Genomic DNA, 26,748 nt, shown 5'->3' with positions numbered 1-26,748 from the left:
GATTTACTGCAATTATCCTTTTAACTCCGCTAATCGCGCAATCACTTTGTCTCGCTTATCGGCATAATCAGCAAGCTTTGCCTTTTCTTCCTCAATGACCTTAGCTGGCGCCTTGGCAACAAAGCCCTCATTGCCTAGTTTTTTCTCGATACGCTCTACTTCACCGTGCAAAGATTGTAATTCTTTATCCAAGCGCGTCAGCTCTTGCGCAATGTCGATAAGACCAGCCAGCGGCAAGAAAAGCTCAGCTCCTGTAATGATAGCTGTCATAGCTTTCTCTGGTGCTGCCATTTCAGCGTCAATTTGGAGTAGAGAAGTATTACAGAAACGCTTCAGGTATTCCTCATTGCTGCGGAGAATACTCAGCGTATCGCTGCTAGCTGGCTTTACAAGCAGTTCAACTTTCTTACTCATAGGCACATTCACTTCGGCCCGAATATTACGAACAGAACGAATAACGTCCATCAACAGTTCCATCTCGCGAACAGCGTCAGGCGATTCGAAAGCCTCATTCTCTACTGGCCAAGAGGCAAGCGTAATCGTCTCACCCACATGCGGCAGATGCTGCCAAATCTCTTCCGAAATGAACGGCATGAATGGATGAATCAAACGTTGCGTATGGTCAAGTACATACGCAAGTACGGACTGAGTTTTACTCTTAGCAGACGCATCTGTCCCGTATAAGCTTAATTTACTGAACTCAATGTACCAATCACAGAGATCATCCCAGATGAAATTGTACAGCAATCGGCCAGTTTCACCGAATTCATAGCTGTCGATGAGACGAGTCACGTCACGAACAGTTTCATTCAGACGGTGCAGAATCCAGCGGTCTGCCGTGCCTAGTTGACCTGTAAGATCAATATCTGCTGCGGTTACACCTTCGAGATTCATTAAAGCAAAGCGAGATGCATTCCAGATCTTATTCGCAAAATTCCGCGCCTGCTCCACACGTTCCCAACGGAAACGTAGATCTTGCCCCGGTGTGCTGCTCGTCGAAATCATATAGCGCATAGCATCAGCGCCGTATTTCTCGATTACTTCAAGCGGATCGACTCCATTGCCAAGAGATTTTGACATTTTGCGGCCTTCGGAATCCCGTACGAGACCATGCATCAATACATCTTTAAACGGAATTTGATCCGTAAATTCAAGTGCGGTGAAGATCATCCTTGCTACCCAGAAATAAATGATGTCATAGCCGGTAACCAGTACATTCGTCGGATAGAAACGCTTCATATCCTCAGTCTCATTCGGCCAGCCAAGTGTAGAGAACGGCCACAATGCGGAACTAAACCATGTATCAAGCACATCGTTGTCTTGGTTCAAATTCGTGCTTTGGCAGTGCGAGCAAGCCGTAGCATCCTCACGTGTTACCGTGATTTGGCCACAATCCGCGCAGTGCCAGGCAGGAATGCGATGTCCCCACCACAACTGACGGGAAATACACCAATCACGCACGTTTTCAATCCAGTTTAAGTAAATTTTCTCGAAACGATCCGGAACGAAGTTAACACCTTTACCTGTTTTTTGTGCATCAATCGCTTGATCAGCAAGCGGCTGCATTTTCACAAACCATTGCGTTGATAAATAAGGCTCGATCACTGCGCCGCTGCGCTCGCTATGACCTACTTGATGAACGTGTTCCTCTATTTTGATAAGAACACCTTGCTCCTTCAAGTCAGCGACAATTTGCTTGCGGCATTCAAAACGATCTTTCCCCTGGTAAGGACCCGCATTCGCGTTCATCGTGCCGGTTTCGTCCATAACCAGAATTTGCGGTAGGTCGTGACGCTTCCCGACTTCGAAGTCATTCGGATCGTGAGCCGGTGTAATTTTTACGGCGCCGCTTCCGAACTCTTTTTCAACATAATCATCCGCAATGATCGGAATCTCGCGATTCACGATCGGGAGAAGCAGCGTTTTGCCGATGAGATGCTGGTAGCGCTCATCCTTCGGATGAACAGCAACCGCTGTATCGCCAAGCATCGTCTCAGGACGTGTTGTGGCAACAACGATTGAACCTGTTCCGTCGGTTGTTTTGTATTCTAAGTGATAGAGGGCGCCTTGCACCTCTTTATATTCTACCTCAATGTCAGATAGCGCTGTACGAGCCGCTGGATCCCAGTTAATAATATAATTCCCGCGATAGATGAGGCCTTTCTCATAAAGACTTACGAATACTTCACGAACAGCTTGTGATAAGCCCTCATCCAAGGTGAATCGCTCACGCGAATAGTCCAACGAGAAGCCCATTTTGGCCCATTGCTCACGAATTGTATTCGCATATAGCTCTTTCCACTCCCACACCTTCTCCAAGAACTTCTCGCGTCCGAGATCATAACGTGATTGTCCTTGCTCGCGGAGCTTTTGCTCTACCCTTGTTTGGGTAGCAATACCCGCATGATCAGATCCAGGCAGCCATAGTGCGTCATAACCCTGCATCCTTTTGGTACGAATTAAAATATCCTGCAGTGTAAAATCAAGCGCATGCCCGATATGCAGCATACCTGTTACGTTCGGAGGCGGAATCACAATGGTGTAGGTTTCTGCATCAGGACGGGTGCCCGCTTTGAAAAATTCATTTTTAATCCAGTAATCGTACCACTTGCGCTCAGCTTCTTTTGGATCGTACGTAGTAGGCATTTGCAATTGTTCTTTGGTCTCATTAGCTTCAGTCATAAGATTACCTCCATTACTATTATCTCTGTTAAACAGGCTTATAAGGCCTGTAAGTCATCTTACATCGGCGTCCATTCAAACAAAAAAAGCCCTCCGCCCGCAAAGGACGAAAGGCTTGCTTCCGTGGTACCACCTTCATTCCGCGCAGCTTCAAAAGAAGCGCGTGGCTCTCAAACAGATAACGGCTGCGGCCGGCGAATGCTAATGCTGCTCACCGCATAAACGGGCGCATACAATCACACTCACAACTCCAGGGCGACTTCGTTCGGTTGCTTCCTATGGAACCTTTCAGCGCTACCAGTTCCACTCTCTGAAGGGCTTACCGCCTACTACTCCCTATCAACGTTTCCAATATTACTCAAAATGGTTTATATCATATGATATCGAACATTTGAAATAGAGTCAATATATCATTCCAGTATTACCTTTTATGCATAAAATATGCTTGCTTCCGAAAGATGTTACGAAAATGAATAAGAGCCCCCAGCCGCTATAAGCAGCCAAAGGCTCTTGCCTATGTATCTGTTATTTATCTAGGCAGATAAATAACCTGCCCAACTGAAATTTCCTGATCATTCATACGATTCAGAAGTTGAAGCTCACGCGGGTTGAGTTGATACCGTTTGGCAATCGAATCCAACGTATCTTCTTTCTGAACAATGCACATTTTTAGTTTCCTAAACTCTTGCGTTCCTGTGTTGCTTTGAAGAAATAGCCGCTTCCACTCCACGGCATCTATTCGCGTCTCTTCCGCAAGCGCAGCTTGCGCTTCCGCTTCTGCATTCCTCTTATCGGTGAGATACGAGCCTGCCTTAGAAAGAAGCGATTTAATACCGTACGGGTTGATGTCCACAGCCTCATCCGCCTTTTTGCCAAAGGCGACTTTGAGTTCTTTCTTGTCTTCCGTAACCACCGTGCTTTCTTGATGGGGTGTCACCTTTAATTCGGTTTGTTCAATCTCCACTACAACTAGACCATCGTCAGAACCAGCCTCTTGAATGGGAGCCACATTAGGAAGAGCATCAGAATAAGACGCTACATTTACGGGTTCTCGTATGGTTGGAACTGCCAGTGGTTCCTGTTCGGGCTGTGGCTGATAGGTCATAGGCGGCTCGAACCTTGGGATGTTAACCTCATGAACGAAAGTAACTTCCTCTTCTTCCTGCCAGCTCTCCAGCGGAACCGAAACAATTTCGACGCCTTGCAGGGAAAGAACACCTGTAACGTTCAGACTTCTGGCCGATAAAAGATCAATATCAAAATTTTCAATCTCAACCTGAATATCTTCCACACGATGAATGCGATTTAAAGGTAATGTGATCTCGACTGGAATCAGGTGCTCTAGTGATCTGGGGGTACTTCCTTCTTCACTGAAATAATTGCCCGTGAGCAGCAAGTTTCCTTTCAGGATTGCCTGATCATCCAAAGTAATTACCTGAATATGAGGAAGCAATTCTACATCATTTAATTCTTGTATCCCCGCCAAATCTTCTTGCAAATGAACGCGTTCATAGATATCGAATCTTAAACCTGGTTGTTGTTCAGACACCGAATTAATCCTCCCTTCCATCAAATCCAGATGCTGGACAGCATTCGGATTGTTTGGCCATTTACTTGTTTGTCTCTAAAAGTATATGGGTGGGAAGGGCTAGGCATGACTACATTTTTACAGGACTGAAACTTCTTCTAGTAAAAGATTGAAATCTTGCGGTAGAGGAGCATGCACGATGACCTGCTTTTGAGTAACAGGATGATCGAACAAAAGCCTCTCTCCATGCAGGGCTTGTCGATGAAACAACCGCGATGAACCCCCATAAAGGGAATCCCCTACTAATGGGTGGCCTAAGTGACTAAGATGGACCCTAATTTGATGGGTTCTCCCTGTTTCTAGTTCCAATTCCACGAAGGCTGCTTTCTTCATTTGCTGTAAAACCCGATAATGCGTTACCGCTTGATCGCCGCTAGGTGAAACTCTCCGCTTGCCTGAGATATAACGATCTTTACCAATAGGTTCATCTATCGATCCTTGTTTTACTCGGAATACGCCTTCAGCTAGCGCCACATAGCGTCTATCAATCCGTTTATCGCGCATTGCCTCATCAAGAAGCACATGCGCCCACTCATTTTTGGCATAAAGTACAGCTCCGGTCGTATCTTGATCTAAACGATGTATATGCCGAACCCCGCAAGCCTGGCCAGTGGATTCAAAATAGAAGGCTACCGCAGAAGCCAATGTACCGCTTTGTCCTGCTTCTGCTGGATGAACAGACATGCCTGCCGGTTTATTAACAACAAGGCAAAAGTCGTCCTCATACAAAATGCCAAGATCATAAGGCTCAGGTTTGAAAGCAGCCTTCTCTTCAGGAAACGCATGAAGTCGAATTTTGTCATCCTGAATCCGAATAAGGCCTTGAGAGGCGAGTCGAAGAAAGTACTTTCTAGGAACTGGCAGTTTAGCTGCTAATTCTTCTATTGCCCCTGGTTTAAGAGGTTTCCATAACGGATTTGGAACGGGGAGTTCCAACCATTCACCGCTGCGCTTCCACTCTGTCATGTAAGTGTTCCTTTACGAAAAGATAAATAGATGACGAGCAAAAATAGTAGAAACACAAAAACAACTGCCATTAGATCTATTGGAAAATCAAAAAAGTAATATCGTTTCATAGAATTCATTACTCCTTAAGAAAATAGGGATTATGTACACTTTATTTTAACAATTACCATTAACAATTGCATACAAAAATATGATAATATAAATCTTGTATTGTTTTTTTTCGACATTACTTATTAAATATTAAATTCCAAATAGATTAATAGAGCAGGAGAGGAACAACCTTGGGTAGTTCAATATTAGAGCATTTTCGGAGTTATAGTTGGCTGAAACGCACTTTTCTCGTTATTGCTGTTTGTACTTTTCTTAGTTCAAGCTTCTTATTTCTAACCACACCTGGAGAATATATACGCGAATATTTGGCTAAAACCGTTATTACGACGCAGCATCGTGATTGGGCTTGGATTTTCGTTGGTGCAGAGCGTAGAGATCAGATGGTTCTCGAGGTGCAAAATTTGACCGAAATCAACTCTGTTGAAAAACAAGATTTGCGAGCGGTTCAATTCAACAAAAATCGTTCCACAGAAAGTCTCGTGAAAGTCGAAGATATTTCTGGTCAGTTTTGGAAAGGCAAAAAAATGTATGTCTATGACCCACGAACAATTCGTGTAATAGTACCCGCTAAGCAAGGTGAAGGGGAAAGAATCACAGCCATGGTAGAGCGCACTGGCGCTGTCGCGGGCGTAAATGGTGGAGGCTTCAACGATCCAGACGGACTTGGAAACGGATTTGCGCCAATTGGTGTTATTATGTCCGGCGGAGAAATTCTTTATACAGACCAAGAAGGCAGCATTCCTCAACAGATTGTTGGATTCACCAAAGAAGGCACACTCATTATCGGGAAATATGCGATTGACGACTTGCTTAAACTTGGTGTCACTGACGCCGTATCCTTCTATCCGCGTGTTATTGCTAACGGAAAACCGCTTATTACTAGCGGTGACGGAGGCTGGGGACGCGCACCTCGTACAGCTGTGGGACAAAAAGCCGACGGAACGGTTATCTTCATCGTGATCGACGGCCGACAAACGCACAGTGTAGGCGCGACGCTTAAAGAAGTTCAGGATCTTTTTCTCGCAGATGGCGTCATTAATGCAGGCTTCTTGGATGGCGGAGCTTCCTCCGAGATGGTATACAACGATGAGCTGATTACGAAACCCTCAAGTCGTTATGGGGAGCGTCGCTTACCTTCTGCTTTTCTAGTATTTGATCATCCTGACCAAGTAAAGGTGGAAAATGTTTGGGAAGGACTTAAGACAATCGATCCAGGCGGAGCCTATGACCACCCTGATTTCCTGAAGGAACAAGCAACTAAAAAGGCGAATCCGCCTAAAGCAACAACTACACCAAAATCAACTGCAACTCCAACAACGTCAACCAAACCTGAATCCAGCAATGAAACTGGTAAGAATGGTACGTCTAATTCACCTTCAGGATCAGGTACTGGTACTGTCAAACCAAGTCCGTCAGTGAAGCCTGAAACTTCACCGACACCTTCTACGATGCCAAGTCCTTCTCCTAGTACAGGCACTGGCTCTGGAACAGGTACAGGCACTGGCAATACCGGCACAGGTTCTGGCACAGGCACAGGAGGCTCCTCACCAGGAGCTTCCACATCATCAAAGCCGAGCCCGACGCCTACACCAAGTACAAGCCCTAACCAAGGGCAAACAAACAATGGGAATAGTGCACTGCCATCTCCAACCGTTGCTCCAACCACAAAAACAAACTAAATCTTCTACATAAATAAGCAAAAGACCTGGCCGCGTTGGCCAGGTCTTTGTATGTTCGCAAACTTATAATTGCTTCAACGCTTCACGATGTGCATCGATTGTGGCAGCGATATCTTCATCGGAATGAACCGTAGATACAAACATCCCTTCGAATTGCGAAGGTGCAACCGAAACTCCCAAATCGAGCATATGGCCGAAATAAGCGTTAAACTTAGCTAGATCAGACGTTTTGGCTGTTTCGTAATTCGTAACAGCCTTCTCGGTGAAGAATGGACATATCATAGATCCTACTCGGTTAATTGTGCTTGCAACACCAAATTCAGCAGCATTCTCAGCGAATCCAGCTTCCAGCTTCGCGGACTTGCGTTCCAGTTCCTCATAGACATTGGGCTCACCCAATAAGGATAACGTTGCGAAGCCTGCAGCCATCGCTAGTGGATTGCCGGATAATGTACCTGCCTGATAGATTGGACCTGCAGGAGCAATCTGCTCCATGATGTCCAGTCGGCCTCCATAAGCGCCAACAGGAAGTCCTCCGCCAATAACCTTACCTAGACATGTTAAATCAGGTGTAACGCCGTACAAGCCCTGAGCGCAGTGTTTATGCACACGAAAGCCAGTCATCACTTCATCGAAGATTAGCAGAGTTCCATATTGTTGAGTAATGGAACGTAATCCTTGTAAAAACCCTTCAGCTGGAGGCACTACTCCCATATTACCTGCAATCGGCTCAACGATTAAAGCCGCGATTTCTTCCCCAAACTTTTCAAACACTAATTTAACGGATGCCAAATCATTGTAAGGCACGGTGATCGTATTCGAGGCCACGCTATTCGGGACTCCTGGACTGTCTGGAAGGCCAAGTGTGGCTACACCGGAGCCAGCCTTGATCAATAATGCATCCGCATGACCATGGTAGCTTCCTTCGAATTTCACGATCTTGTCGCGCTTTGTAAAACCGCGGGCTAACCGTAGGGCGCTCATGGTCGCTTCCGTCCCTGAATTCACCATGCGAACCATGTCAATAGACGGCACCCGTTCAATGACCAGCTTTGCCATTTCCGTTTCTAGAAGCGTCGGAGCACCGAAGCTTGTCCCTTTTTCCGCCGCACCTTTAATGGCTTCCAGCACAACAGGGTGAGCATGTCCTACGATTAATGGACCCCAAGATCCTACATAATCGATAAAGGTATTGCCGTCAATATCCGTTACGCGAGAACCTGAGCCTTTCTCCATGAACAAAGGTGTTAAACCAACCGACTTAAAGGCACGAACAGGACTGTTCACTCCACCTGGAATGATCTTCTTTGCTTCTTGAAAGGCGGCCGAAGAGCGCGTGTCGATTCTACTCGAATTTTCCATAATTTCATACCCCCAGTAATCTATCTATGATAAAATGAGTTGACTTACTACAAATAAAGGCGGTACCCCTATGATCGATATCATCAAAAAAGTACCTTTATTCTCCCAATTGAATGAAGAACAATTCAACGCTCTAGCTCAGATTTGTACAAGACGTTCCTTTACAAGGAGTACCGTCCTATTTTCCGAAAAAGAAGTCGGCTCCGTCTTTTATATGGTCCTCAGCGGCTCTGTCAAAATTTTCACAACAAGCAGCTCCGGTGAGGAAAAAATATTGTCCATCTGCAATTCAGGCGAAAGCTTTGGTGAACTTTCATTGATTGATGGCAAGCCGCGCTCTGCTTCGGCTCAAACTTTGGAGGACAGTGTGCTTCTCACATTAACAGGACAAAATTTCCTTGATCTGCTACGCACTCATTTTGACATTACACTCGGCATTATGCAAGAGCTCAGCAGTCGACTGCGCGATACGAATCAACAAGTATTCGACTTGACCTTCCTAGACGCGAAAACGCGTGTCATCAAAAGCTTGATCAAAATGGCCAATAAGCATGGGTTGCGTAATGGAACTATGATTACGATTAAGCTCGTGCTTAACTTTGATGAAATATCTCAACTAGCCGGCGTACAAAAGGTGACGCTCATGCAGGTGATTCGTGATCTGGAAGAAAAACAAATCTTGACCATTTCATCATCAGATTTCAAATTAGATCTGGCCAAGCTTCGTTAAATCGAACTGGCTGTTTCTACGGCTTCCTGTGACTGGTTATGGATCAGGTCCGCAAGCTGCCACGCAGCCTCTTTACCTTGCCTTATACAGTCAGGGAGACCTACTCCATGAAACCCGGCACCTACAATTAGAACATGAGGCATAGCTGCAGCAAGCTTCTCACGGAACTGCGCAACCTGCTCCAGATGACCCACTGGATATTGTGGCATGGAATGCATGAGGCGAGTTACATCCGTAAAGAGCGGCTCCGCCTTTAGTCCTAACAATTCCCTCAAATCATGACGAGCTTTGCTAATCAGTTGTTCATCCGACCACTCCGGCCACTCTTGCTCACCTGCACGACCGATATAACAGCGCAGAAGCACCTTCCCGTCTGGGGCTGTATGCAGCCATTTAGCAGATGTTAAGGTACACGCAGTTATCGTCCTGCCCTCGGTTTTTGGCACTAGAAAGCCCGAGGCATCCAGTTCAAAAGGGATGTCTTTGCGATCGAAAGCCATAATAACATTCGCCACGGAAATATAGTCAATCTTCTTAAGCTGCTCTGCTGCAGGCAAATCTGCTAACAACTGGGCTGCCTGATAAGTAGGCGTAGTTAAGATAACACCATCTACTATTTCACTATGCCCATCCTCAAAGATAACCTCGGCTTGCTGCTGCCCCATTTTACGAACGGATAGAACCCCAACGCCATTTCGTAGATCCACAGTCTTCAAGGCGTCTTCTAAGCCCGAAACCAACGTCTGAAGCCCCTTCTTAAACGTCACAAAAAGCGAGTTACGAACCGCAGATGGTAAGTGAGCACTTTCTTCACTCACATTTTTGCGGCTGGCCATCATCCCTAGAATTAAACTTCGATGCTTCTGCTCCATCGCTCGAAACTGCGGGAACGTTGCTTTCAAACTAAGCTTAAACGTATCACCTGCATAAATCCCCGCTAGAAGCGGTTCCACGATACGCTGAAGAACTTCTTTCCCTAAACGGCGCTCCAGAAAATGCCCAAGAGATTCATCCGTCGATAATTCACGCTTAGGAAGGATCAAATCAAGTGCAGCTCGCATTTTACCTAATGGAGAAATGAGGCCCGTCTTCATGAACGGTGTCATTTGCGTTGGTATGCCGAGCACTAAGCCAGGCGGCATACGGTGCAGCTTGCCTTGTCGCACAATGTAGGTCTTTTTCGCCCCAGGATTCGTTCCTGTAAGCTCATGTTCAAGCCCGAGATCATAAGCCAAATCAATAATAGGGCGCTTTCGTGCAAGGAAGGAATCCGGCCCTTTTTCAATAACGAAACCCTCTCGCTCTATGGTATGAATTTTCCCGCCAAATGTCGGGGACTTCTCCACCACAGAAAGACGATAAGGAGCTCCCGCTGACTCCAACCTTTTCTTTAAGTAAAAAGCTGCGCTAAGCCCCGTAATCCCCCCGCCAACAATCATGTAGTGAGGAATCCTAGTACTCATGATAAACGGGTGACCTCTTTCCATTTCTTGTATACAACATCACTCAATGTTTCCAGGTACAGAGGGTCTGTATTTAGCGATTCTGTTCGTTCCAAATGCAGTCCAAGCTCCTTGGCCAGGGCCTGTGCTTCAATATCAATATCGTAGAGAACCTCCAGATGATCCGAAACAAAGCCGATCGGACATAGGAGAACATTCTTGACACTTTCCTCTTGATTGATCTTACGTAAAACATCCAAGATATCCGGACCTAGCCACGGCATCGCTGTTTGCCCGGCGCTTTGCCAACCGAACTGCCAATTCGTCAAACCTACACGTTCAGCAATGACTTTGGAAGTGGCAAGCAATTGATCTGGGTATGGGTCTTTCATTTCAAGTATTTTCTCAGGCAAGCTATGCGCAGTAAAGATAACACGTACATCATTTCGATTCACATCGGAGAATTTCGCCAAGGCTTTGTCAACACGTGTGCTAAGGGCATCAAGCAGTTTAGGATGAAGATGGTAGTCAAGAACGAAATCAATCTTCAAACCCAGTGACTCTGCCTTATCTTTCGCTCTTTTCACGTACCCGCCAACGCTCATAGTGGAATAGTGAGGGGCTAGAACGACTCCCACAGCCTCAGTAATACCTTCCTTAACCATTTGTTCCACACCGTCTTCTACATAAGGCTGAGCATGCTTCAGGCCCTGATAACAGACGAATTCAAGATCTGGGTGTTCTTGACGAAGTGTATTCTCCAGGCCTTTAACCTGCTTGTTCGTATTTTCACGCAGCGGGAAGAACCCTCCGACAATTGCCTCATAACGAACAGTTAATTCATGCAGCTGCTCAGGAGTTGGAGGATGCCCACGTCTAATATGTGTGTAATAAGCTTCAACTTGATCCAAACTTTCCGGAGTACCATAAGACATGACTAGAACACCAATACGCTGATTCGCCATGCTAAACACCACTCTTTTCTGCTTGCTGCATTAATACGGAATGTGAGTAAGTATGAATGAATGTAGTCAAATCCTTTAACTTCTCAAGCGATGCCTCTGGGAATAAGCCATGGCCAAGGTTAAAGATATAACCTGGTTGCTGGATACCCTCATCGATAATGGCTTTCGCCTGTTGCTCAATAACGCTCATCGGAGCTGTTAAAATATAGGGATCCAAGTTTCCTTGCACGGCAAAGCGCTCGCCAACTCTCCCGCGGCCTACAGAAATTGGAATCCGCCAATCTAGACCAATGACATCCGCTTGGATGTCTTTGAGATAAGGAAGTAACTCCCCTGAACTCACGCCTGGGAAATAAATCTTTGGCTCCTTCAAGTCCGCAAGTTCTTTGAATATTCGCGTCATTGTCGGCAGCACATACATTTGAAAATCCGCTGGAGAAAGCGCGCCAACCCAGCTATCAAATACTTGAACAGCCTTGGCACCCGCAGCAATATGCGCTCGCAAGTACGTAATAACCATATCACCAAGCTTCTCCATTAAGGCAAACCAGACGATTGGTTCAGAGTACATAAGCTGCTTCGTACGAATATAGCTTTTGGATGGTCTACCTTCAATCAAGTAGCTCGCAATCGTAAATGGCGCACCCGCAAAAGAGATGAGGGGAACCTCAAGCTCCTTATCTAAGATTCGGATCGTTTGAATAATATGCGATAAATCTTTCTCCACATCTATAGGACGCAGGCGCTCAACATCTTGTGCTGTCCGAACTGGCGTATGAATCACAGGACCCACATCTTTGACAATATCAAAATCGATCCCAAGTGAAGCAACGGGATTCATAATGTCCGAATATAAGATGGCCGCATCAACACCCAACTTTTTAATGGGCATCATGGTAACTTCCGCAGCCAGCTCTGGTTGCTGACAAATTTCGAGCAGTGAGTACTTTTCTTTGATTTTCCGATAATCCGGATCGTAACGTCCAGCTTGACGCATATACCACACGGGCAGCGTATCTACTTGTTCTTTTCGGCATGCTTTAATAAAATTATCGTTGTAGGTCATGAGGCACCTTCCTCTTTTTCCGAAACACTCGGTTTCCATCTATTCTCATTCATTATGCCCTAATTATACCCCTGTCACAACTGAAGAAAGCTTATGTTTTGCGACAAAAGTATGACAAAAGAACCATCCGCACTAAGACTACATGCTGATCGTTTCCTCCGGAAACTGCTCGCCTCTGCATCTTAGGTGAATGGTTCTATTTGGAAATTAGCTATTTTTTCAAATATCGAGCAATATCTTTTGCAAAATAAGTCAAGATGATATCAGCACCAGCACGTTTGAAGCTCGTCATTGTTTCCATCACGATAGCCTCTTCATTAACCCAGCCCTGCATGGCCGCAGCCTTAATCATCGAATATTCCGCACTCACATTATAGGCAACAACCGGCAAATCGAAGTTATCCTTCAGCATCCGAATGATGTCCATATAAGCAAGAGCTGGTTTCACCATAAGGAAATCAGCGCCCTCTGCAACGTCACTTTCCGCTTCACGCAAGGCTTCGCGCCCGTTGGCTGGATCCATTTGATACGTCTTGCGGTCACCGAATTGCGGTGTTGAATCCACAGCATCTCGGAATGGACCGTAGTAAGCCGATGCATATTTAACGGAATAGGCCATAATCGGTGTATTCTCGTAGCCAGCTTCATCTAATCCTGAACGAATAGCATGTACATAACCGTCCATCATGTTGGAAGGAGCAATAATATCAGCACCTGCTTTGGCTTGCGATACAGCCGTACGAACCAACAGCTCCAAGGAAGCATCATTTGCCACATCCGCCTGTCCAGTAACCGGATGATGATGAATAACACCACAGTGACCTGTATCCGTAAACTGACAAAGACACGTATCGGCAATAATGAGCAAATTCGGGTTCAATTCTTTAATAAAACGAGCCGCTTGCTGCACAATGCCATCATCCATGAAAGCGGAAGTTCCTGTCGCATCTTTATGATCCGGAACACCAAACAAAAGAATAGCTTGAATGCCAAGCTTTGTAATTTCTTCGATCTCTTCTTGTACTCTGTCTAAAGAAAAATGATAAACACCTGGCATCGAAGCAATTTCTGACTTGATGTTCGTACCATGTGTAACAAAGATCGGTTGTACAACATCGTGAACAGTCACTTGATTTTCACGCACCAGATTACGAATAGCTGCATTGCCGCGTAAGCGGCGATTACGAACGATAGGGAAACTCATGAAGAATTCCGCCTCCTTATTGGCGATCAAATGCAGCTCCTAAGAAGCTGCATCTGTGGCATTTTTATTATTTAGGTTGAGAAATACTTTGTACTAATGAAGCAACGGTAGCCTCTTCAGCCATATACGTAATTGGCAGTCCACATTGACTTGCCGTCTCTGCAGTTTTGGGTCCAATACAAGCAATTTCAACCCCTTGCAGCAAGGATAGCGGTTCTTCCACACCCAGCTGGCGCAAGGCTTCAAGTAAATTTGTAACCGTAGATGAGCTTGTAAAAGTTATAATATGAATGCTTTGATTTTGCAAAAGATGAATGATTTCATCCCCATCTTCTGTCACGAGTACATTCTCATAAACATCGACCTCAGTTACTTCAAGACCGAGCTCTTTGAGCTTAACAGGCAAATATTCACGGGCCAGGTCAGCCGTAGGTAATAGCACCTTCTGACCGGCTTTCAAATCAGCTTGAATAGCTTCCAGGATACCCTCTCCTTGATATTTGGCCGGGAGTACATCCGCAATGATGCCACGCTCAGCTAGCGCCTCGGCTGTCTTCGGGCCAACGGCTGCAATGCGAGCCTTCCCCATTTTGCGTACATCAATCCCTTTTTCACGCAGCCTGCGGAAAAAATACTCCACTCCGTTTACGCTTGTCAGTAACACCCAGTCAAATTCATCAAGCTTGTCTAGCGCCAGATCCAATGCTTGAATGGCCTCAGGGCGACTTGGCGGTTGTAATCGAATAACAGGGAATTCGACCGCTTCTCCACCCATGTCATCAATTAAATCCACTAGCTCACTTGCTTGACTTCTAGCTCTAGTGACAAGCACTCGACGCCCGAAGAGCGGTTTCTTCTCTATCCAGGCCAGCTTCTCACGCAGCTTAACAACTTCTCCAACAATAATAACGGCTGGTGATTTGAAATTAGCTGCTCTTACCTTCTCCGTAATATCGGCCAACGTTCCCGTAAGCGTTTGTTGATCCGCCCATGTTCCCCACCTGACGAGCGCAACAGGCATTTCTGGCGGTTTGCCGCAGCGAATCAATTCGCGACAAATTTGTTCAAGATTCGCTACACCCATTAAGAAGACCATGGTGCCAATCGCCTTAGCCAGATTCTCCCAGTCCAAACTGGAATAAGTCTTATTCGGGTATTCATGACCGGTAATAATCGCAAAGGACGATGTGAAGTCGCGATGGGTGACTGGAATACCCGCATAGGCAGGAACTGCAATCGAGGATGTGATACCTGGAATAATATCGAAGGTCACATCGTTATCTGCGAGCAGCTCCGCTTCCTCGCCAACTCGACCGAAGATGCTGGGATCGCCGCCTTTAAGTCGAGTCACAACTTTCCCCTGAAGAGCCAGATCTACGAGCAATTGATTAATTTCTTCTTGCTTTAATATATGTTTGTCCGGAAGCTTGCCGACAAAGATCAACTCTGCTTCCGGTCTACGATGCTTGAGTAGACGAGGGTTGGCCAGCCGGTCATAAACGATGACATCGGCTTTCTGAATGGCTTCCATACCGCGAACCGAGATGAGTTTAGGATCTCCGGGACCTGCACCAACGAGATAGACTCTTCCTTTGTTCACGATGCTCACTTCCTTACCTCAGCTAGGATACGTTCAGCGCCTTGCGCAATAAGCTTATCAGCAACAAGCAAACCAAGCGCTTCCGGATCGCTCCCGGAAGCTGTTTCCTTGAGCATGGTCACGCCGTCCGGCGTACCGACCATGCCCGTTAAAGTGAGCAGCGGCAACTCTGATCCGCTGCTGTCTTCGCTTATGCTCGCGTAAGCGCCGAGCGGCACCTGGCAGCCTCCGTTGAGTCTGCCAAGGAAAGCCCGCTCTGCTCGCACCGCGAGCGCGGTTGGCTCATGCTGGAACCTGCTCAGCAGGTCCAGCATGAAGGCGTCGCCGCCCCGGCACTCGATGCACAGCGCCCCCTGCCCTACGGCAGGGAGGCAGATCTCGGGCGGCAAGTACGCGCTGATGCGATCCTGCCAGCCGATCCGGTGTAAACCGGCCGCGGCAAGCAGAATCGCATCGAAGTTCTCATCATCGAGCTTCCGCAGCCTCGAATCAATGTTCCCGCGGACCGACTCGATGCGGAGGTCCGGGCGGAGGTGCTGCAGCTGGCTGGCGCGCCGCAGCGAGCTGGTGCCGACGAGCGCGCCTTGCGGCAGCTCGTCCAGGGAGCGGTGCCCGCGTGTGATCAGCGCATCGCGCGGATCCTCACGCTTCGGCACCGCTCCGACGACCAGCCCTTCGGGTAGCTCGAAGGGCATATCTTTCATGCTGTGGACGGCCATGTCGATATCGCCGTCCACGAGTGCCTGTTCGATTTCCTTGACGAACAGACCCTTACCGCCTACCTTGGACAAGGTGACATCCAAGATGCGGTCGCCCTTCGTGACAATTTTCTTAATTTCAAATTGACAAGCGATCCCATGTTCAGCTGCCAGCTGTTTTAAGAGCTCCACAACTTGCCCTGTCTGAGTTAGTGCCAACGCGCTTTGCCTAGTTCCTACGATGATTGTTCTCATCTCTACCCGCCTCCCTATACTTGCTGCCCGATATCCTTGATAGCTGACCAAGCAGATAGATCCGTACCTCTATCTCCAACTTACCCCTGCATCCAAGGTTCTTTCTCTAAGGTTATGTAGAGCTTCTCTTTCCAACTCTCAAACGTACCCTCGCGTATTTTGGCGAGAACGTCCCATTCGAGCATCTCTTTAAACATACTTTGTCTAGCTTGTTTATCGGCCACCCTACTCTGAATCAATAGCCGCAAATCACTAAGGAAATCGAGGTAAGTTTCATACTCCTCGCCATAAACGTTGTCTAATTCTTGAGCAATTTTACGGGCAGCCGAAGGGCTAGCTCCACCTGTTGAAACCGCAATAACTAACTTCCCTCTTCGAACAACAGAAGGCACGATGAAGGAGCTCAATTGAGGTTGATCGACAACGTTGACTAGCTTCCCCTGTCGGGATGCTACCTCATGAACGAGAGCATTAACGTACGCAACATTCGTTGCAGCTACAACCAAGGTGTACGGCACAAGATCTGCGCTTTCATCGATCATGATCGATGGATCAAACGGTTGCCTATACAGAACCACTTCAGCTTGGTTCTCCATCTCCATAAGTCCCTTAGTAAATTCTGCGCTTACAATCGTTACATGGGCACCTGCTTGCAGCAGTGATTTCACCTTTCGTTCAGCCACAGCCCCGCCGCCGACAACTAAACATCGGCGTCCAGACAGATTCATCATAATTGGATAGGGATGATTCATCGTCGTTAACTCCATATCCAGCCATGAAAACCTGAAACCAAATTAGAAACCACGAAATTGAGAACAACAATCAAGAATGCCGCGAGGTTCCAAGCTGCCAGTTTATTGCCCGAAATTCGCATAGAATGCTGCTGAAATAAATAGAAAGCGTACGCTGCCAGTACAAAAAATGAATTAATCACCTTAGGATCATAAAGTAAATTACGATCTCCTTCTAGTACAACCCAGACCACACCCAAACTTAAAGCCATAAGAAGCAAGGGTGCCCCGATAATAACGGAGAGATAGGTGTAATGTTCAATTTTCTCAAGTGAAGGTAATCTCATAACCGTTTGAGAAAATTTCTTCGCCTTCAACATTTTGTGTAAGAACACATACATGCCTGAGAAAATAGCTGCAATCGAGAAGGCCACGTAGCTGCCAATCGCTAAGGTAATATGGATAAATAATAGCTCATCATTGATGTCCCAATCGGGCTTAATTGGCGTTACATTCGGATTACTGAATACATTCAAAGCCAAAATGGCAAAACCGAGCACATTCACAAAAAATACAAACAATTCAATGCGGAAAAATCGGTTAATCAACAGTGAAATCGTGACAATCAACCACGAAAACATAAAAAGTACGTCCGACCGGGCAAACGCCCATTCCGTTAAATGACCATACAAGTTAATTCCTAAGTAAGCGGTTTGTAGAACCCATACAAACAAAAGCAGCCCCGTCCCCATCCGTTTCGCGCTTCGGTTCGCATTAGCGAAATCCGAAAAGTAAAACAATAGGCTCAGGGCATACATATAAATCATCGCATCAAACAACCAGCTACGTGTTACCATGGCACCTCTCCTAGGCGATTAGCGCCCTTTTCTTCAAGATTGGGCTAGAACATCAGCGTTCTGTAAACTAAGCACGGACAACTTATCATCCAGCATCTGCTTAGCTTCAACTGCTTTATGCCCGGCTTCTAGTTCCTGTGCTAACTGATTGGCTTGCTCTTGTTGTTCAAGGGTCTCTTCCAGGGCAAACAGTTTCGTGAATAGCTCAAGCGCGTCATCACCATGACGCTCACCCGCCATTTCCTTAATGCGAAGGATCGGGTCTCTCAGCACTTGATTCACAATACTTTTCGTCAATTTACGAATAACTTTAATTTCACGTTCATCTAGGTCAGGCAGCTTCTTTAACATATTATCCATTGTCTCTTCATGGATCTGGCTCGCTTTTGTCTGAAGAGCGCTAATAACTGGACTTACACCTAGCGTCTTCGTCCATTGTTCGAAAACACCCATTTCAGACTCAATCATTGTTTCAATCTTTGCTGCTTCTTTCTTTCTCTCTTGCAAATGTTTATCTACGATATTCTCCAGATCATCGATATCATAAAGAAAAACATTAGGTAAGCCGCTAATTTGTGGATCTAGATCACGTGGGACCGCAATGTCCATCATGAAAAGCGGACGTGATTTTCTCTTTTGAACATAGGACTGAATATCATTCTTCGTAAGAACATATCCCGGAGCGCCCGTTGAACTTATAATAATATCCACTTCCGCTAAATGCTCCAGCATGTTATCGATGGTACATGGAGTGCCGTTAAATTTCTCAGCCAATTCTACTGCACGTTCAAACGTTCGGTTAACCACGATAACTTTGTTAGCGCCATTTGCATAAAGGTGCTTCACTGTGAGTTCGCTCATTTTACCAGCACCAATAATCATAACCGTCTTGTTCATGTAAGTACCAAATATTCGTTTACCAAGTTCCACAGCGGCGTAGCTGACGGAAACTGGATTATTGCTAATGCCTGTTTCGGAGTGTGCTTTTTTGGCAAGTGTCACGGATTGCTTAAACAATGTATTGAAATAAGCCCCGGTTGCTTTCATATTTTGAGATGATAAAAAAGCATCCCGCACTTGTCCTAGAATTTGGGTTTCCCCAATAACCATAGAATCTAAACCGCTTGTTACGCGGAATAAATGTTCAATCGCTTTTTCATTTTCATACATATATAAATGCTTTTGGAATTGATCCTTACTGACTTGGAACCAACGTTCAATGAAGTGAGTCAAGTAATGACTGCACATCTGCGGCCGATCCACAACAGCGTAGATTTCCGTGCGATTGCAGGTGGCGACAATTACACACTCCAATATGCTTTTCGTGTCTTTCAATTCTGCCAATGCCTTAGGTAAATCCTGATCGGAAAAAGCGAACTTTTCCCGAATTTCTACCGGGGCCGTACGATAATTCAAGCCAAGTGCGATAATATGCAAAGGTACCACCTGCCTTTCCGTCTATTTCTATGAACCATTATAGCACAGCAAAACAAGCAATCCGACAAATTTTTTGTATAATTTATGAATGCTTCATTCTGCTCGTTAGTTTTAACAGCATTTCGTTTCTATATACCTAATATAGGGATCTTTGAGCGTAGCTCAAAGTCTCTCCGCTTAGGGATCTTTGGCTCCACTCAAAAAAAGATCCCTATATATTCTTATTGAAGTCCTTTTTTTCGTATAAAAGAGGTTAAATTTCGATCTAGCTCAGTTAGCTTCGTATTTTGGGACGAGACAATATCGCCATTCGAAGCCATGAGTTTCTCATACAGTTCGTATAGACTCTTGTACTGAAGCCAAACATCCTTCAAAACCTGGATCTCATCTGCCTTTAACGTTCGCTCTCCCCCCACCTGCAGACGCTTCAAGTACTGCGTTAGCTGGGTCATACTGTCCAGTGAAGTCAGATATTCACTTCCTCCCGCAGCAAGCACCAGGCGTTCATGCGTATAACTTGCCGAGTATAGAGCTTGCCCCACAGCATCCAATCCTTCGGTATCTTTGCTTTGGGCAGCTTCCTCCAGATAGCTCTTCAGAAGTTCCATCTGAAACAGAGATACTTGATACAGTAGATGAGTAGCGTCGTGCTCTTCTTTATGAGGACCAAGTATTTGAACGAGCTGATAGATAGGCCAGATGATGAGAAAAAGTACAATACTGTAAATCACTGCTTTTCTAACTATTTTCTGTTTCAAATCCGTTCCCCCAGTTCATGTTTGCTTCATGCTCGGACATGTGTCGCAATAACATTGTATGGGTATCTGGACAAACAAATAACCACGGATTTCTCCGTGGTTATCGTTATTGTTATGCGCAGATTTTTATTTAACAAGCTCTGCTTGCTTCATTTCAGGAGTTTCTACTTGCAGTTCACCCATTCCGCGAACTAATTTCTTCGCATAGAATGTTTCTGGTTTCAATACGGATACCATAAAGTCAATTGCTAATTGAGGGTCCACTGTCTCACCGCAAGTATAACAGTCAAGCGCGGCAAAACCTCTCTCAGGATAAGTATGAATGGAGAGATGACTCTCGGACAACATAACAAGTACAGTTGCTCCTTGTGGTTCAAATTGCTTGGATTGTACAGATAGTACGGTTGCTCCGCATACCTCGGCAGCTTCTACCATCTGAGCCTGCAGCCAATCTGCATTGTTCAGAAGTTCGAAATCTACCCCCCAAGTATCTACAGCAACGTGTCTTCCGAAAGTTGAGTATTCTGTTTCCATCTTTCGGTTCCCCCTTCCTAGGAATAAAATGTCTGAAAAAAATTTCATCCGCTAGGACCTACGTCATTCACTTCCCGAGGGTATAATCTCTCGCAACATTCAATGTCCTGAGTGAATCCTGGTTCCTATATTGTTTCAACGAGAATAAAAATAACATCTATCGACGAGAAATGCAATAGTTTTTTTTGTCAAATGCTTTAAAACAAAAAAGACCCTAAAAAGGGTCTATTGTAATTGTGGGTATATGTGATGGTTAAGCCTCCAATATAAACAAACGATGCGTTAGCTCATTGAGGCGAGTGTCGATCTGTTGATGTTCTTCCTGTTGTTGCAGCATATTACGCAAATCTAGAAGATGGTTAATTTGATCGTAGATCATTTCAATCTCTTGCTCGACTTCTCTCTTTTGGAACATTTGCTGCATGAGACCAATGGTGTCTTTGTACTCATAAATAACGGTCAACAATTGCCCTTTGACTTCCTCGATTTTAACGACGGTTCCACGTTCATAGTAGTAAACCATTGTATAACTAGGGTAAATTCGGTTTACTGTTGCGCTTCCTTTAAACTCTGATACCGCTTTACGCATCAAATTAGCAAGTAAGGTGTTACTTAATCTGCAGGATCCTGTGCATTCATATAGGCCCGATTTCTTCTCAAATGAAAGGACGATTTCCTGACCTGCTCCATCTTGAAAAACAACCTCTTGGTTGCCATTTTCCAAGACTTTCACTTGCAATGTCACTTGATGATCCACAAACATTTGAAAAAACCTGAACATCTCGGCTTCTGTTAACTGGAGGCAGGTTTTGACATATTCAGTCGCTAACCTTTGTGCCATAAAAATCCCTCGATTCTTTGTTTTCAAGCCATTAACTATTACCTTGTTTATTATTATACTACATGCGTCTCTAATATTCCTGCGTGCATTTCATTATAATCAGCCAAATATTCTGAAAAAACCAAGGAATTACGGAATGCCAGCAAATTTTCCCCAGTAAACCTCGCTTTCCCGTGTGCTTCTTCTTGATTTTCTCTGTCTTTTGACGTCCTCCCCATCATTACACAAAAAACCGCCCTATGAATCAGGACGGTTCTTGTTCTTTATCTTGTTCTTGCTCAATCACGAGTTCAGCAGCTTCTTCAGGCTCTGGCTCTCCATATGCAATGGCTTGCTCTAGAATCCCCCACAGCTCGTCCTTGCCGAGCCCAAGCTCCGAGGAAAACATCAACGGCTGGACACCCTTATCCATCCCCAGTGTCTCTCGAACAATCTTGATATGCTTTGGCCATCTGCTTTTCGGGATCTTGTCGGCCTTGGTCGCAACGACGATGACTGGCACATCATTATGTCTTAGCCACTCGTACATAGCTTGATCATCTTTGGAAGGAGGATGACGTAAATCAACTAATTGCATAACAAGGCGCAGTGTTTCTCGATTCATTAAGTAGCTCTCAATGAACTTCCCCCACTGCTCCCGTTTCGTTTTTGAAACTTTGGCGTATCCATAACCTGGAAGATCTACGAAATATAAGTCCTGGTTGATTTTATAATAGTTAAGCGTTTGGGTTTTGCCGGGTTGTGAGCTGGTTCTGGCCAAATTTTTGCGGGAGATCAAACAGTTAATAAGTGAGGATTTCCCGACATTAGAACGCCCTGCCAGAGCAATCTCTGGCAAGGCATCCTCTGGATATTGGCTAGGCCCAACCGCACTGATAATAAACTCAGCTTGATTGACTTTCATGGATGTTCAACTACTTTCTATCGTTATCCGACTTGCACGGGAGGCTTATTTTTGACAAGCGCATGTTCAAGCACTTGATCCATATGGCTGACTGGAATAAAGGTCATCTCGGCGCGGACACTTTCTGGAATTTCGACGATGTCTTTCTCATTATCCTGAGGCAGCAGGATGGTACGGATACCAGCTCGATGTGCAGCGAGTGCCTTTTCTTTGAGCCCTCCGATTGGAAGTACTCTGCCGCGCAACGTAATTTCACCTGTCATAGCAACTACTCGAGAAACTGGAATATTCGTCAATGCTGAAATCAATGCCGTAGCCATCGTAATTCCTGCGGATGGACCATCCTTTGGAATGGCACCTTCAGGGATGTGAATATGGATATCGTTCTTCTCATGAAAGTCAGGCGCAATGCCTAACACATCAGCCCGTGAGCGTGTATAACTGAAAGCAGCTTGTGCCGATTCCTTCATCACATCACCAAGTTTACCCGTCAAAGTCAATTTGCCTGTTCCAGGCATTACGGTGACCTCAATGACTAAGGTATCTCCGCCAACTTCCGTCCAAGCAAGGCCTGTCACAGCACCTATTTGATCTTTCTCTTCGGCTACATTATAGCGGAACTTGCTCGGTCCTAGATAGTCCTTCAAGTTTTCTTCTGTTACATGTACCGGTGTAGTTGGGTCAGATACGATCTTTTTAGCTGCTTTGCGATTCATACCTGCAACTTGCTGCTCTAAATTACGAACGCCCGCTTCTCGTGTATATTCACGTACGATTTTCATTAAGGCATCTTCATCCACAACAAGTTGTTCTTCTTCTAAACCATGATCACGCTTCTGCTTAGGGAGCAAATACTTTTTCGCAATTTGCAGCTTCTCAATCTCTGTGTAGCCAGGAATGTAGAGAACTTCCATCCGATCCAACAGAGGGCGAGGAATATTGTGAACGGCATTCGCCGTTGTCACGAACATGACATTGGACAAGTCAAACGGAACTTCAATGAAATGATCACTAAAAGTGCTATTCTGCTCGGGATCAAGAACTTCAAGCAATGCCGAAGCCGGATCTCCGCGGAAATCCATGGCCATTTTATCAATTTCGTCTAGCAAGAAAACAGGATTATTCGTACCAGCGTTCTTCATCCCCTGGATTATCCGTCCCGGCATAGCCCCAACATACGTACGACGATGACCACGAATTTCGGCTTCATCTCTGACCCCGCCAAGAGAAATACGAATGAACTGTCTTCCCATGGATCTAGCAATCGAACGAGCAATGGAGGTTTTACCAACGCCCGGAGGTCCAACTAAACAAAGGATAGGTCCTTTCAGCTTCTTAACAAGCTTCTGTACCGCTAAGTACTCGAGTACGCGCTCCTTTGGCTTCTCAAGTCCGAAGTGATCCTCGTTCAAGATTTCCTCAGCCTTATCTAAATCCAAGTCATCATCCGTATTTTTGGACCAAGGCAGTCCTAGCAGCCAGTCAATATAGTTGCGGATGACGCCTCCCTCAGCAGAAGTCGCTGGCATCTTCTCTAGGCGGTCGATTTCCTTCTCAACCTTCTCGCGGACTTTATCTGGCAATTCAGCTTCCGTCAACTGGTTGCGTAGGTCATCCACTTCGCCAGCACGGCCTTCCTTATCGCCAAGTTCCTTTTGGATTGCTTTCATCTGTTCGCGAAGGTAGTACTCCTTCTGCGTTTTCTCCATTTGTTTCTTAACACGTTGACTAATTTTACGTTCGAGTTCAAGCACTTCTCGCTCATTATTCAAGATATTGAGCATTTTCTCGAGACGTTCACGTACATCTACGGTCTCCAAAATCTCTTGTTTATCCTTTATTTTGAGCGATAAATGGCTGCATATAACATCTGCTAAACGGCCTGGTTCATCAATGTCCGAAACAGCAGCAAGCGTTTCTGGTGTAACCTTTTTCGATAAATTAATGTAATGCTCGAATTGGCTTAGTACACTTCGCATGAGTGCATCGATCTCAGGATCGGTGATTTCTTGCTCCGGTAATTCCTTAGCCGTGACTTCATAATATTCATCATTCACAAGGTATTCAACAATTTCAGCACGCAAAACGCCTTCTACCAAGACACGAATCGTACCATTCGGTAGTTTCAGCATTTGCCTTACCTTAGCAATTGTCCCGATGCGATAAATATCCTCTTTGGCAGGTTCTTCTATGTTGATCTCTGATTGAGAGCAGAGGAGAATCATGCTGTCATCCACCATTGCCCGCTCTAGTGCTTTAACCGACTTTTCTCGCCCTACATCCAGATGTAGAACCATGCTCGGATAAACCAGCAGTCCCCTTAGAGGCAATAGCGGCAATCTGCGCACCTTGATTTTTCCGGGTCCCATCCTCTGCACCTCCTAATATATGGATCTTTCAACTGTACCCCTCGTTGCCCTTTACATTTTATCAAAACTGCAAACAAAACACCAACTGGCACTCTGACGTATCATGTAAGGTTATCTCAACTCTGATTTAGGAGTCAATTGTATGTTGTGAATTAGCATGTAAAATAGGTAAAGACGAAGCTGGAATTGTCCTTTCCGAAGCAAAAGGCAAGTGAATCACATTATCATGAAGCTCTAAGCCTAATGCAACTTCCAACACTTCCTCGATCGAGTCAGCAGCGAGCACCTCTACCCCCGGCAAATTAGCAAACATTTCTTGCCAGTTTTCTTTAGGGATAATGACTTTGGTAGCTCCCGCTTGGAATGCAGCTTCGACCTTTGCTACAACGCCGCCAACGGGTTTAACTTTACCATGAATACTCATTTCCCCCGTCATTGCCAATTTATTATCCACAGGTATTTTATGTATTGCAGATGCAATAGCTGTCGCCATGGAAATGCCTGCAGAAGGTCCATCGATAGGCACCCCGCCTGGGAAATTAATATGCAGATCATAATCTGACGTATTAAACCCAAGTTTGCGAAGGACGGTCAGCACATTTTCCACCGAACCGCGCGCCATACTCTTTCTGCGAATGGTTCGCGAGCCTCCTCCCATTTCCTCTTCATCTACAACACCCGTAATATTAAATTTGCCAGTACCCGCAGCGGCAATTGGTATTGCGGTCACTTCAATCTCAAGTAGTGTACCCAAATTAGGACCATACACAGCTAATCCATTGACGAATCCAATTTGCGGTTGTGCTGGTATTTTCCGCTCTGGTCTAGGTGGAATTTGCGATGAATTGACAACCCACTCAATGTCGGCTGCGGTAATCTCATCTCGCTTATCCGTTAAGGCAATACCCGCGGCAAGCTGAATCACATTCACAGCCTCTCTGCCGTTGGTTGCATATTTCGTTACAACTTGAACAGCAGCTTCACATTTCTTGAAGCCAATCTTATCAAGTGCTTTACGAGCAATTTCGCCTACCTCACTTGGTAAAAGAGGACGGAAATAAATTTCCAAGCAGCGCGAACGGATAGCTGGAGGAATCTCGCTTGGAGTACGTGTTGTAGCCCCTACTAAACGGAAATCAGCGGGTAGACCATTTTGAAATATATCATGAATATAGCCTGGAATATTCGCATCTTCAGAACTATAATACGCACTCTCCAAAAATACTTTGCGATCTTCCAGCACCTTTAATAATTTGTTCATTTGTGTGGGGTGTAATTCACCGATCTCATCGATAAATAGAATCCCGCCATGCGCTTTTGTTACAGCACCTGGTTTAGGTTGTGGAATTCCCGCAACCCCCATTGCACCAGCACCTTGATAAATAGGATCATGAACTGATCCGATTAACGGATCGGCAATTCCTCTTTCGTCAAAGCGTGCTGTCGTGGCATCGATTTCTGTAAATTTGGAATCCGGACGGAAGGGTGACTCCTGATTCTTCTTAGCTTCCTCTAGAACGACACGAGCCGCAGCTGTTTTGCCAACACCAGGCGGACCATAAATTATGACATGCTGCGGATTGGGACCGCATAGTGCAGCTTTTAAGGCTTTCAATCCTTCAATCTGGCCAACGATATCCTGCATGGAGGACGGTCTTGTTTTCTCCGAGAGTGGTTTTGTTAGCGAAATGGATCTTAGTTTTCTTAATTTCTCCAATTCTTTCCTGGACTCTCTATCGACAGCAGACCGGTTCGTCTGTTGATTGCGCAGCAAATTCCAGAAATACAACCCAATCACAACGGCAAAGAAAACTTGAATTACCATAAGAATAATACTTAAACTCATTTGTCATACCTCCTAAGAGCTTTGCTTTGGCAAAACTGTCATCGTAAGCATATGCTTAGTTTTTGGAAGAAAACTACTTCGCAAGTTATTTGCGGCCTTCGTCAAACAGCTCAACTTTTTTGT

The 26,748-nt window shown here is 45.5% G+C and carries 20 protein-coding genes, 1 pseudogene and 1 other annotated feature; of the genes and pseudogenes, 2 read left to right on the top strand and 19 right to left on the bottom strand.

Annotated elements, in window-relative coordinates:
* Positions 1–12: 12 nt before the first annotated feature.
* The 3 genes and pseudogenes from QFZ78_RS31115 to QFZ78_RS31105 all read right to left on the bottom strand — a co-directional run bounded on the left by QFZ78_RS31115 (position 13) and on the right by QFZ78_RS31105 (position 5,236).
* Complete coding sequence (locus QFZ78_RS31115; protein ID WP_307553223.1) at positions 13–2,682, bottom strand: valine--tRNA ligase; 2,670 nt, start codon at positions 2,680–2,682, stop codon at positions 13–15.
* A 99-nt stretch (positions 2,683–2,781) separates the two neighbouring features.
* Positions 2,782–3,034 (bottom strand) — a binding site (T-box leader).
* 843 nt (positions 3,035–3,877) lie between these two features.
* A pseudogene (locus QFZ78_RS38790) lies at positions 3,878–4,252 on the bottom strand (LysM peptidoglycan-binding domain-containing protein); the annotation flags it as partial.
* Between the two features lie 96 nt (positions 4,253–4,348).
* Positions 4,349–5,236, bottom strand: a complete 888-nt coding sequence (locus tag QFZ78_RS31105; RefSeq protein WP_307553221.1) for an RluA family pseudouridine synthase — start codon at positions 5,234–5,236, stop codon at positions 4,349–4,351.
* Positions 5,237–5,517: 281 nt separating this feature from the next.
* On the opposite strand from QFZ78_RS31105, the gene QFZ78_RS31100 reads away from it, so the two are divergent.
* Positions 5,518–7,026, top strand: coding sequence for a phosphodiester glycosidase family protein (locus QFZ78_RS31100; RefSeq protein ID WP_307553220.1), 1,509 nt, complete (start codon positions 5,518–5,520; stop codon positions 7,024–7,026).
* Between the two features lie 63 nt (positions 7,027–7,089).
* Here QFZ78_RS31100 and hemL read toward each other — a convergent pair whose 3' ends face one another.
* The gene (gene hemL, locus QFZ78_RS31095; protein WP_307553219.1) at positions 7,090–8,388 is read right to left on the bottom strand and encodes a glutamate-1-semialdehyde 2,1-aminomutase; all 1,299 of its coding nucleotides are present in this window, start codon (positions 8,386–8,388) and stop codon (positions 7,090–7,092) included.
* Between the two features lie 70 nt (positions 8,389–8,458).
* Between hemL and QFZ78_RS31090 the strand changes: the two genes are divergently transcribed.
* A complete protein-coding gene (locus tag QFZ78_RS31090) occupies positions 8,459–9,118 on the top strand; it encodes a Crp/Fnr family transcriptional regulator (RefSeq protein ID WP_307553218.1) in 660 nt (219 codons plus the stop codon).
* On the opposite strand, the gene hemG is transcribed toward QFZ78_RS31090, so the two are convergent.
* The 15 genes from hemG to lonB form a co-directional block, all read right to left on the bottom strand.
* Positions 9,115–10,581 (bottom strand): protoporphyrinogen oxidase, encoded by a 1,467-nt coding sequence (hemG, locus tag QFZ78_RS31085; RefSeq protein WP_307553217.1) that lies wholly within the window; start codon positions 10,579–10,581, stop codon positions 9,115–9,117. The genes QFZ78_RS31090 and hemG overlap by 4 nt on opposite strands.
* Positions 10,578–11,525: a ferrochelatase gene (hemH, locus tag QFZ78_RS31080; RefSeq protein ID WP_307553216.1), complete on the bottom strand. Its 948-nt coding sequence runs from the start codon at positions 11,523–11,525 to the stop codon at positions 10,578–10,580. The genes hemG and hemH overlap by 4 nt, the downstream gene beginning before the upstream one ends.
* A gap of 1 nt (position 11,526) precedes the next feature.
* Positions 11,527–12,591, bottom strand: a complete 1,065-nt coding sequence (gene hemE, locus QFZ78_RS31075) for a uroporphyrinogen decarboxylase (protein ID WP_307553215.1) — start codon at positions 12,589–12,591, stop codon at positions 11,527–11,529.
* Between the two features lie 211 nt (positions 12,592–12,802).
* Positions 12,803–13,795, bottom strand: a complete 993-nt coding sequence (gene hemB, locus QFZ78_RS31070; RefSeq protein WP_307553214.1) for a porphobilinogen synthase — start codon at positions 13,793–13,795, stop codon at positions 12,803–12,805.
* A gap of 67 nt (positions 13,796–13,862) precedes the next feature.
* Positions 13,863–15,395 carry a uroporphyrinogen-III C-methyltransferase gene (cobA, locus tag QFZ78_RS31065; RefSeq protein WP_307553213.1) on the bottom strand — a complete coding sequence of 511 codons (1,533 nt, stop codon included), beginning with the start codon at positions 15,393–15,395 and terminating at the stop codon, positions 13,863–13,865.
* Between the two features lie 5 nt (positions 15,396–15,400).
* The gene (hemC, locus tag QFZ78_RS31060) at positions 15,401–16,348 is read right to left on the bottom strand and encodes a hydroxymethylbilane synthase (protein ID WP_307553212.1); all 948 of its coding nucleotides are present in this window, start codon (positions 16,346–16,348) and stop codon (positions 15,401–15,403) included.
* 80 nt (positions 16,349–16,428) lie between these two features.
* Positions 16,429–17,100, bottom strand: a complete 672-nt coding sequence (locus QFZ78_RS31055; protein WP_307553211.1) for a precorrin-2 dehydrogenase/sirohydrochlorin ferrochelatase family protein — start codon at positions 17,098–17,100, stop codon at positions 16,429–16,431.
* Positions 17,101–17,105: 5 nt separating this feature from the next.
* A complete protein-coding gene (locus QFZ78_RS31050) occupies positions 17,106–17,936 on the bottom strand; it encodes a cytochrome C assembly family protein (RefSeq protein WP_307553210.1) in 831 nt (276 codons plus the stop codon).
* A gap of 33 nt (positions 17,937–17,969) precedes the next feature.
* Positions 17,970–19,373: a glutamyl-tRNA reductase gene (hemA, locus tag QFZ78_RS31045; RefSeq protein WP_307553209.1), complete on the bottom strand. Its 1,404-nt coding sequence runs from the start codon at positions 19,371–19,373 to the stop codon at positions 17,970–17,972.
* Between the two features lie 221 nt (positions 19,374–19,594).
* Positions 19,595–20,131 (bottom strand): S-adenosylmethionine decarboxylase, encoded by a 537-nt coding sequence (locus tag QFZ78_RS31040; RefSeq protein ID WP_307553208.1) that lies wholly within the window; start codon positions 20,129–20,131, stop codon positions 19,595–19,597.
* Between the two features lie 126 nt (positions 20,132–20,257).
* Positions 20,258–20,665 (bottom strand): adenosylmethionine decarboxylase, encoded by a 408-nt coding sequence (gene speD, locus QFZ78_RS31035; protein WP_057306176.1) that lies wholly within the window; start codon positions 20,663–20,665, stop codon positions 20,258–20,260.
* Between the two features lie 253 nt (positions 20,666–20,918).
* Positions 20,919–21,506 carry a non-ribosomal peptide synthetase module gene (locus QFZ78_RS31030; protein WP_171644806.1) on the bottom strand — a complete coding sequence of 196 codons (588 nt, stop codon included), beginning with the start codon at positions 21,504–21,506 and terminating at the stop codon, positions 20,919–20,921.
* 244 nt (positions 21,507–21,750) lie between these two features.
* Positions 21,751–22,410, bottom strand: a complete 660-nt coding sequence (gene yihA / locus QFZ78_RS31025) for a ribosome biogenesis GTP-binding protein YihA/YsxC (protein WP_307553207.1) — start codon at positions 22,408–22,410, stop codon at positions 21,751–21,753.
* Between the two features lie 23 nt (positions 22,411–22,433).
* Positions 22,434–24,779 (bottom strand): endopeptidase La, encoded by a 2,346-nt coding sequence (gene lon / locus QFZ78_RS31020; RefSeq protein WP_307553206.1) that lies wholly within the window; start codon positions 24,777–24,779, stop codon positions 22,434–22,436.
* 127 nt (positions 24,780–24,906) lie between these two features.
* Positions 24,907–26,625, bottom strand: coding sequence for an ATP-dependent protease LonB (lonB, locus tag QFZ78_RS31015; protein WP_307553205.1), 1,719 nt, complete (start codon positions 26,623–26,625; stop codon positions 24,907–24,909).
* Between the last annotated feature and the right edge of the window lie 123 nt (positions 26,626–26,748).

Origin of the sequence: Paenibacillus sp. V4I5 (assembly GCF_030817255.1) — a bacterium.
Classification (GTDB): Bacteria; Bacillota; Bacilli; order Paenibacillales; family NBRC-103111; genus Paenibacillus_E.
The sequence above is the reverse complement of the archived record's forward strand: the minus strand, read 5'-3'. Positions and strand labels throughout refer to the sequence as shown.

Bases quoted from the DNA above. Each gene is read 5' to 3' on its own strand.
- hemE (WP_307553215.1), bottom strand. From the start codon at position 12,591: ATGACCTACAACGATAATTTTATTAAAGCATGCCGAAAAGAACAAGTA.
- QFZ78_RS31050 (WP_307553210.1), bottom strand. From the start codon at position 17,936: ATGGTAACACGTAGCTGGTTGTTTGATGCGATGATTTATATGTATGCC.
- hemH (WP_307553216.1), bottom strand. From the start codon at position 11,525: ATGGCGAATCAGCGTATTGGTGTTCTAGTCATGTCTTATGGTACTCCG.
- QFZ78_RS31030 (WP_171644806.1), bottom strand. From the start codon at position 21,506: ATGGCACAAAGGTTAGCGACTGAATATGTCAAAACCTGCCTCCAGTTA.
- lonB (WP_307553205.1), bottom strand. From the start codon at position 26,625: ATGAGTTTAAGTATTATTCTTATGGTAATTCAAGTTTTCTTTGCCGTT.
- lon (WP_307553206.1), bottom strand. From the start codon at position 24,779: ATGGGACCCGGAAAAATCAAGGTGCGCAGATTGCCGCTATTGCCTCTA.
- hemB (WP_307553214.1), bottom strand. From the start codon at position 13,795: ATGAGTTTCCCTATCGTTCGTAATCGCCGCTTACGCGGCAATGCAGCT.
- QFZ78_RS31055 (WP_307553211.1), bottom strand. From the start codon at position 17,100: ATGAATCATCCCTATCCAATTATGATGAATCTGTCTGGACGCCGATGT.
- speD (WP_057306176.1), bottom strand. From the start codon at position 20,665: ATGGAAACAGAATACTCAACTTTCGGAAGACACGTTGCTGTAGATACT.
- hemC (WP_307553212.1), bottom strand. From the start codon at position 16,348: ATGAGAACAATCATCGTAGGAACTAGGCAAAGCGCGTTGGCACTAACT.
- yihA (WP_307553207.1), bottom strand. From the start codon at position 22,410: ATGAAAGTCAATCAAGCTGAGTTTATTATCAGTGCGGTTGGGCCTAGC.
- QFZ78_RS31115 (WP_307553223.1), bottom strand. From the start codon at position 2,682: ATGACTGAAGCTAATGAGACCAAAGAACAATTGCAAATGCCTACTACG.
- QFZ78_RS31105 (WP_307553221.1), bottom strand. From the start codon at position 5,236: ATGACAGAGTGGAAGCGCAGCGGTGAATGGTTGGAACTCCCCGTTCCA.
- hemG (WP_307553217.1), bottom strand. From the start codon at position 10,581: ATGAGTACTAGGATTCCTCACTACATGATTGTTGGCGGGGGGATTACG.
- QFZ78_RS31090 (WP_307553218.1), top strand. From the start codon at position 8,459: ATGATCGATATCATCAAAAAAGTACCTTTATTCTCCCAATTGAATGAA.
- hemL (WP_307553219.1), bottom strand. From the start codon at position 8,388: ATGGAAAATTCGAGTAGAATCGACACGCGCTCTTCGGCCGCCTTTCAA.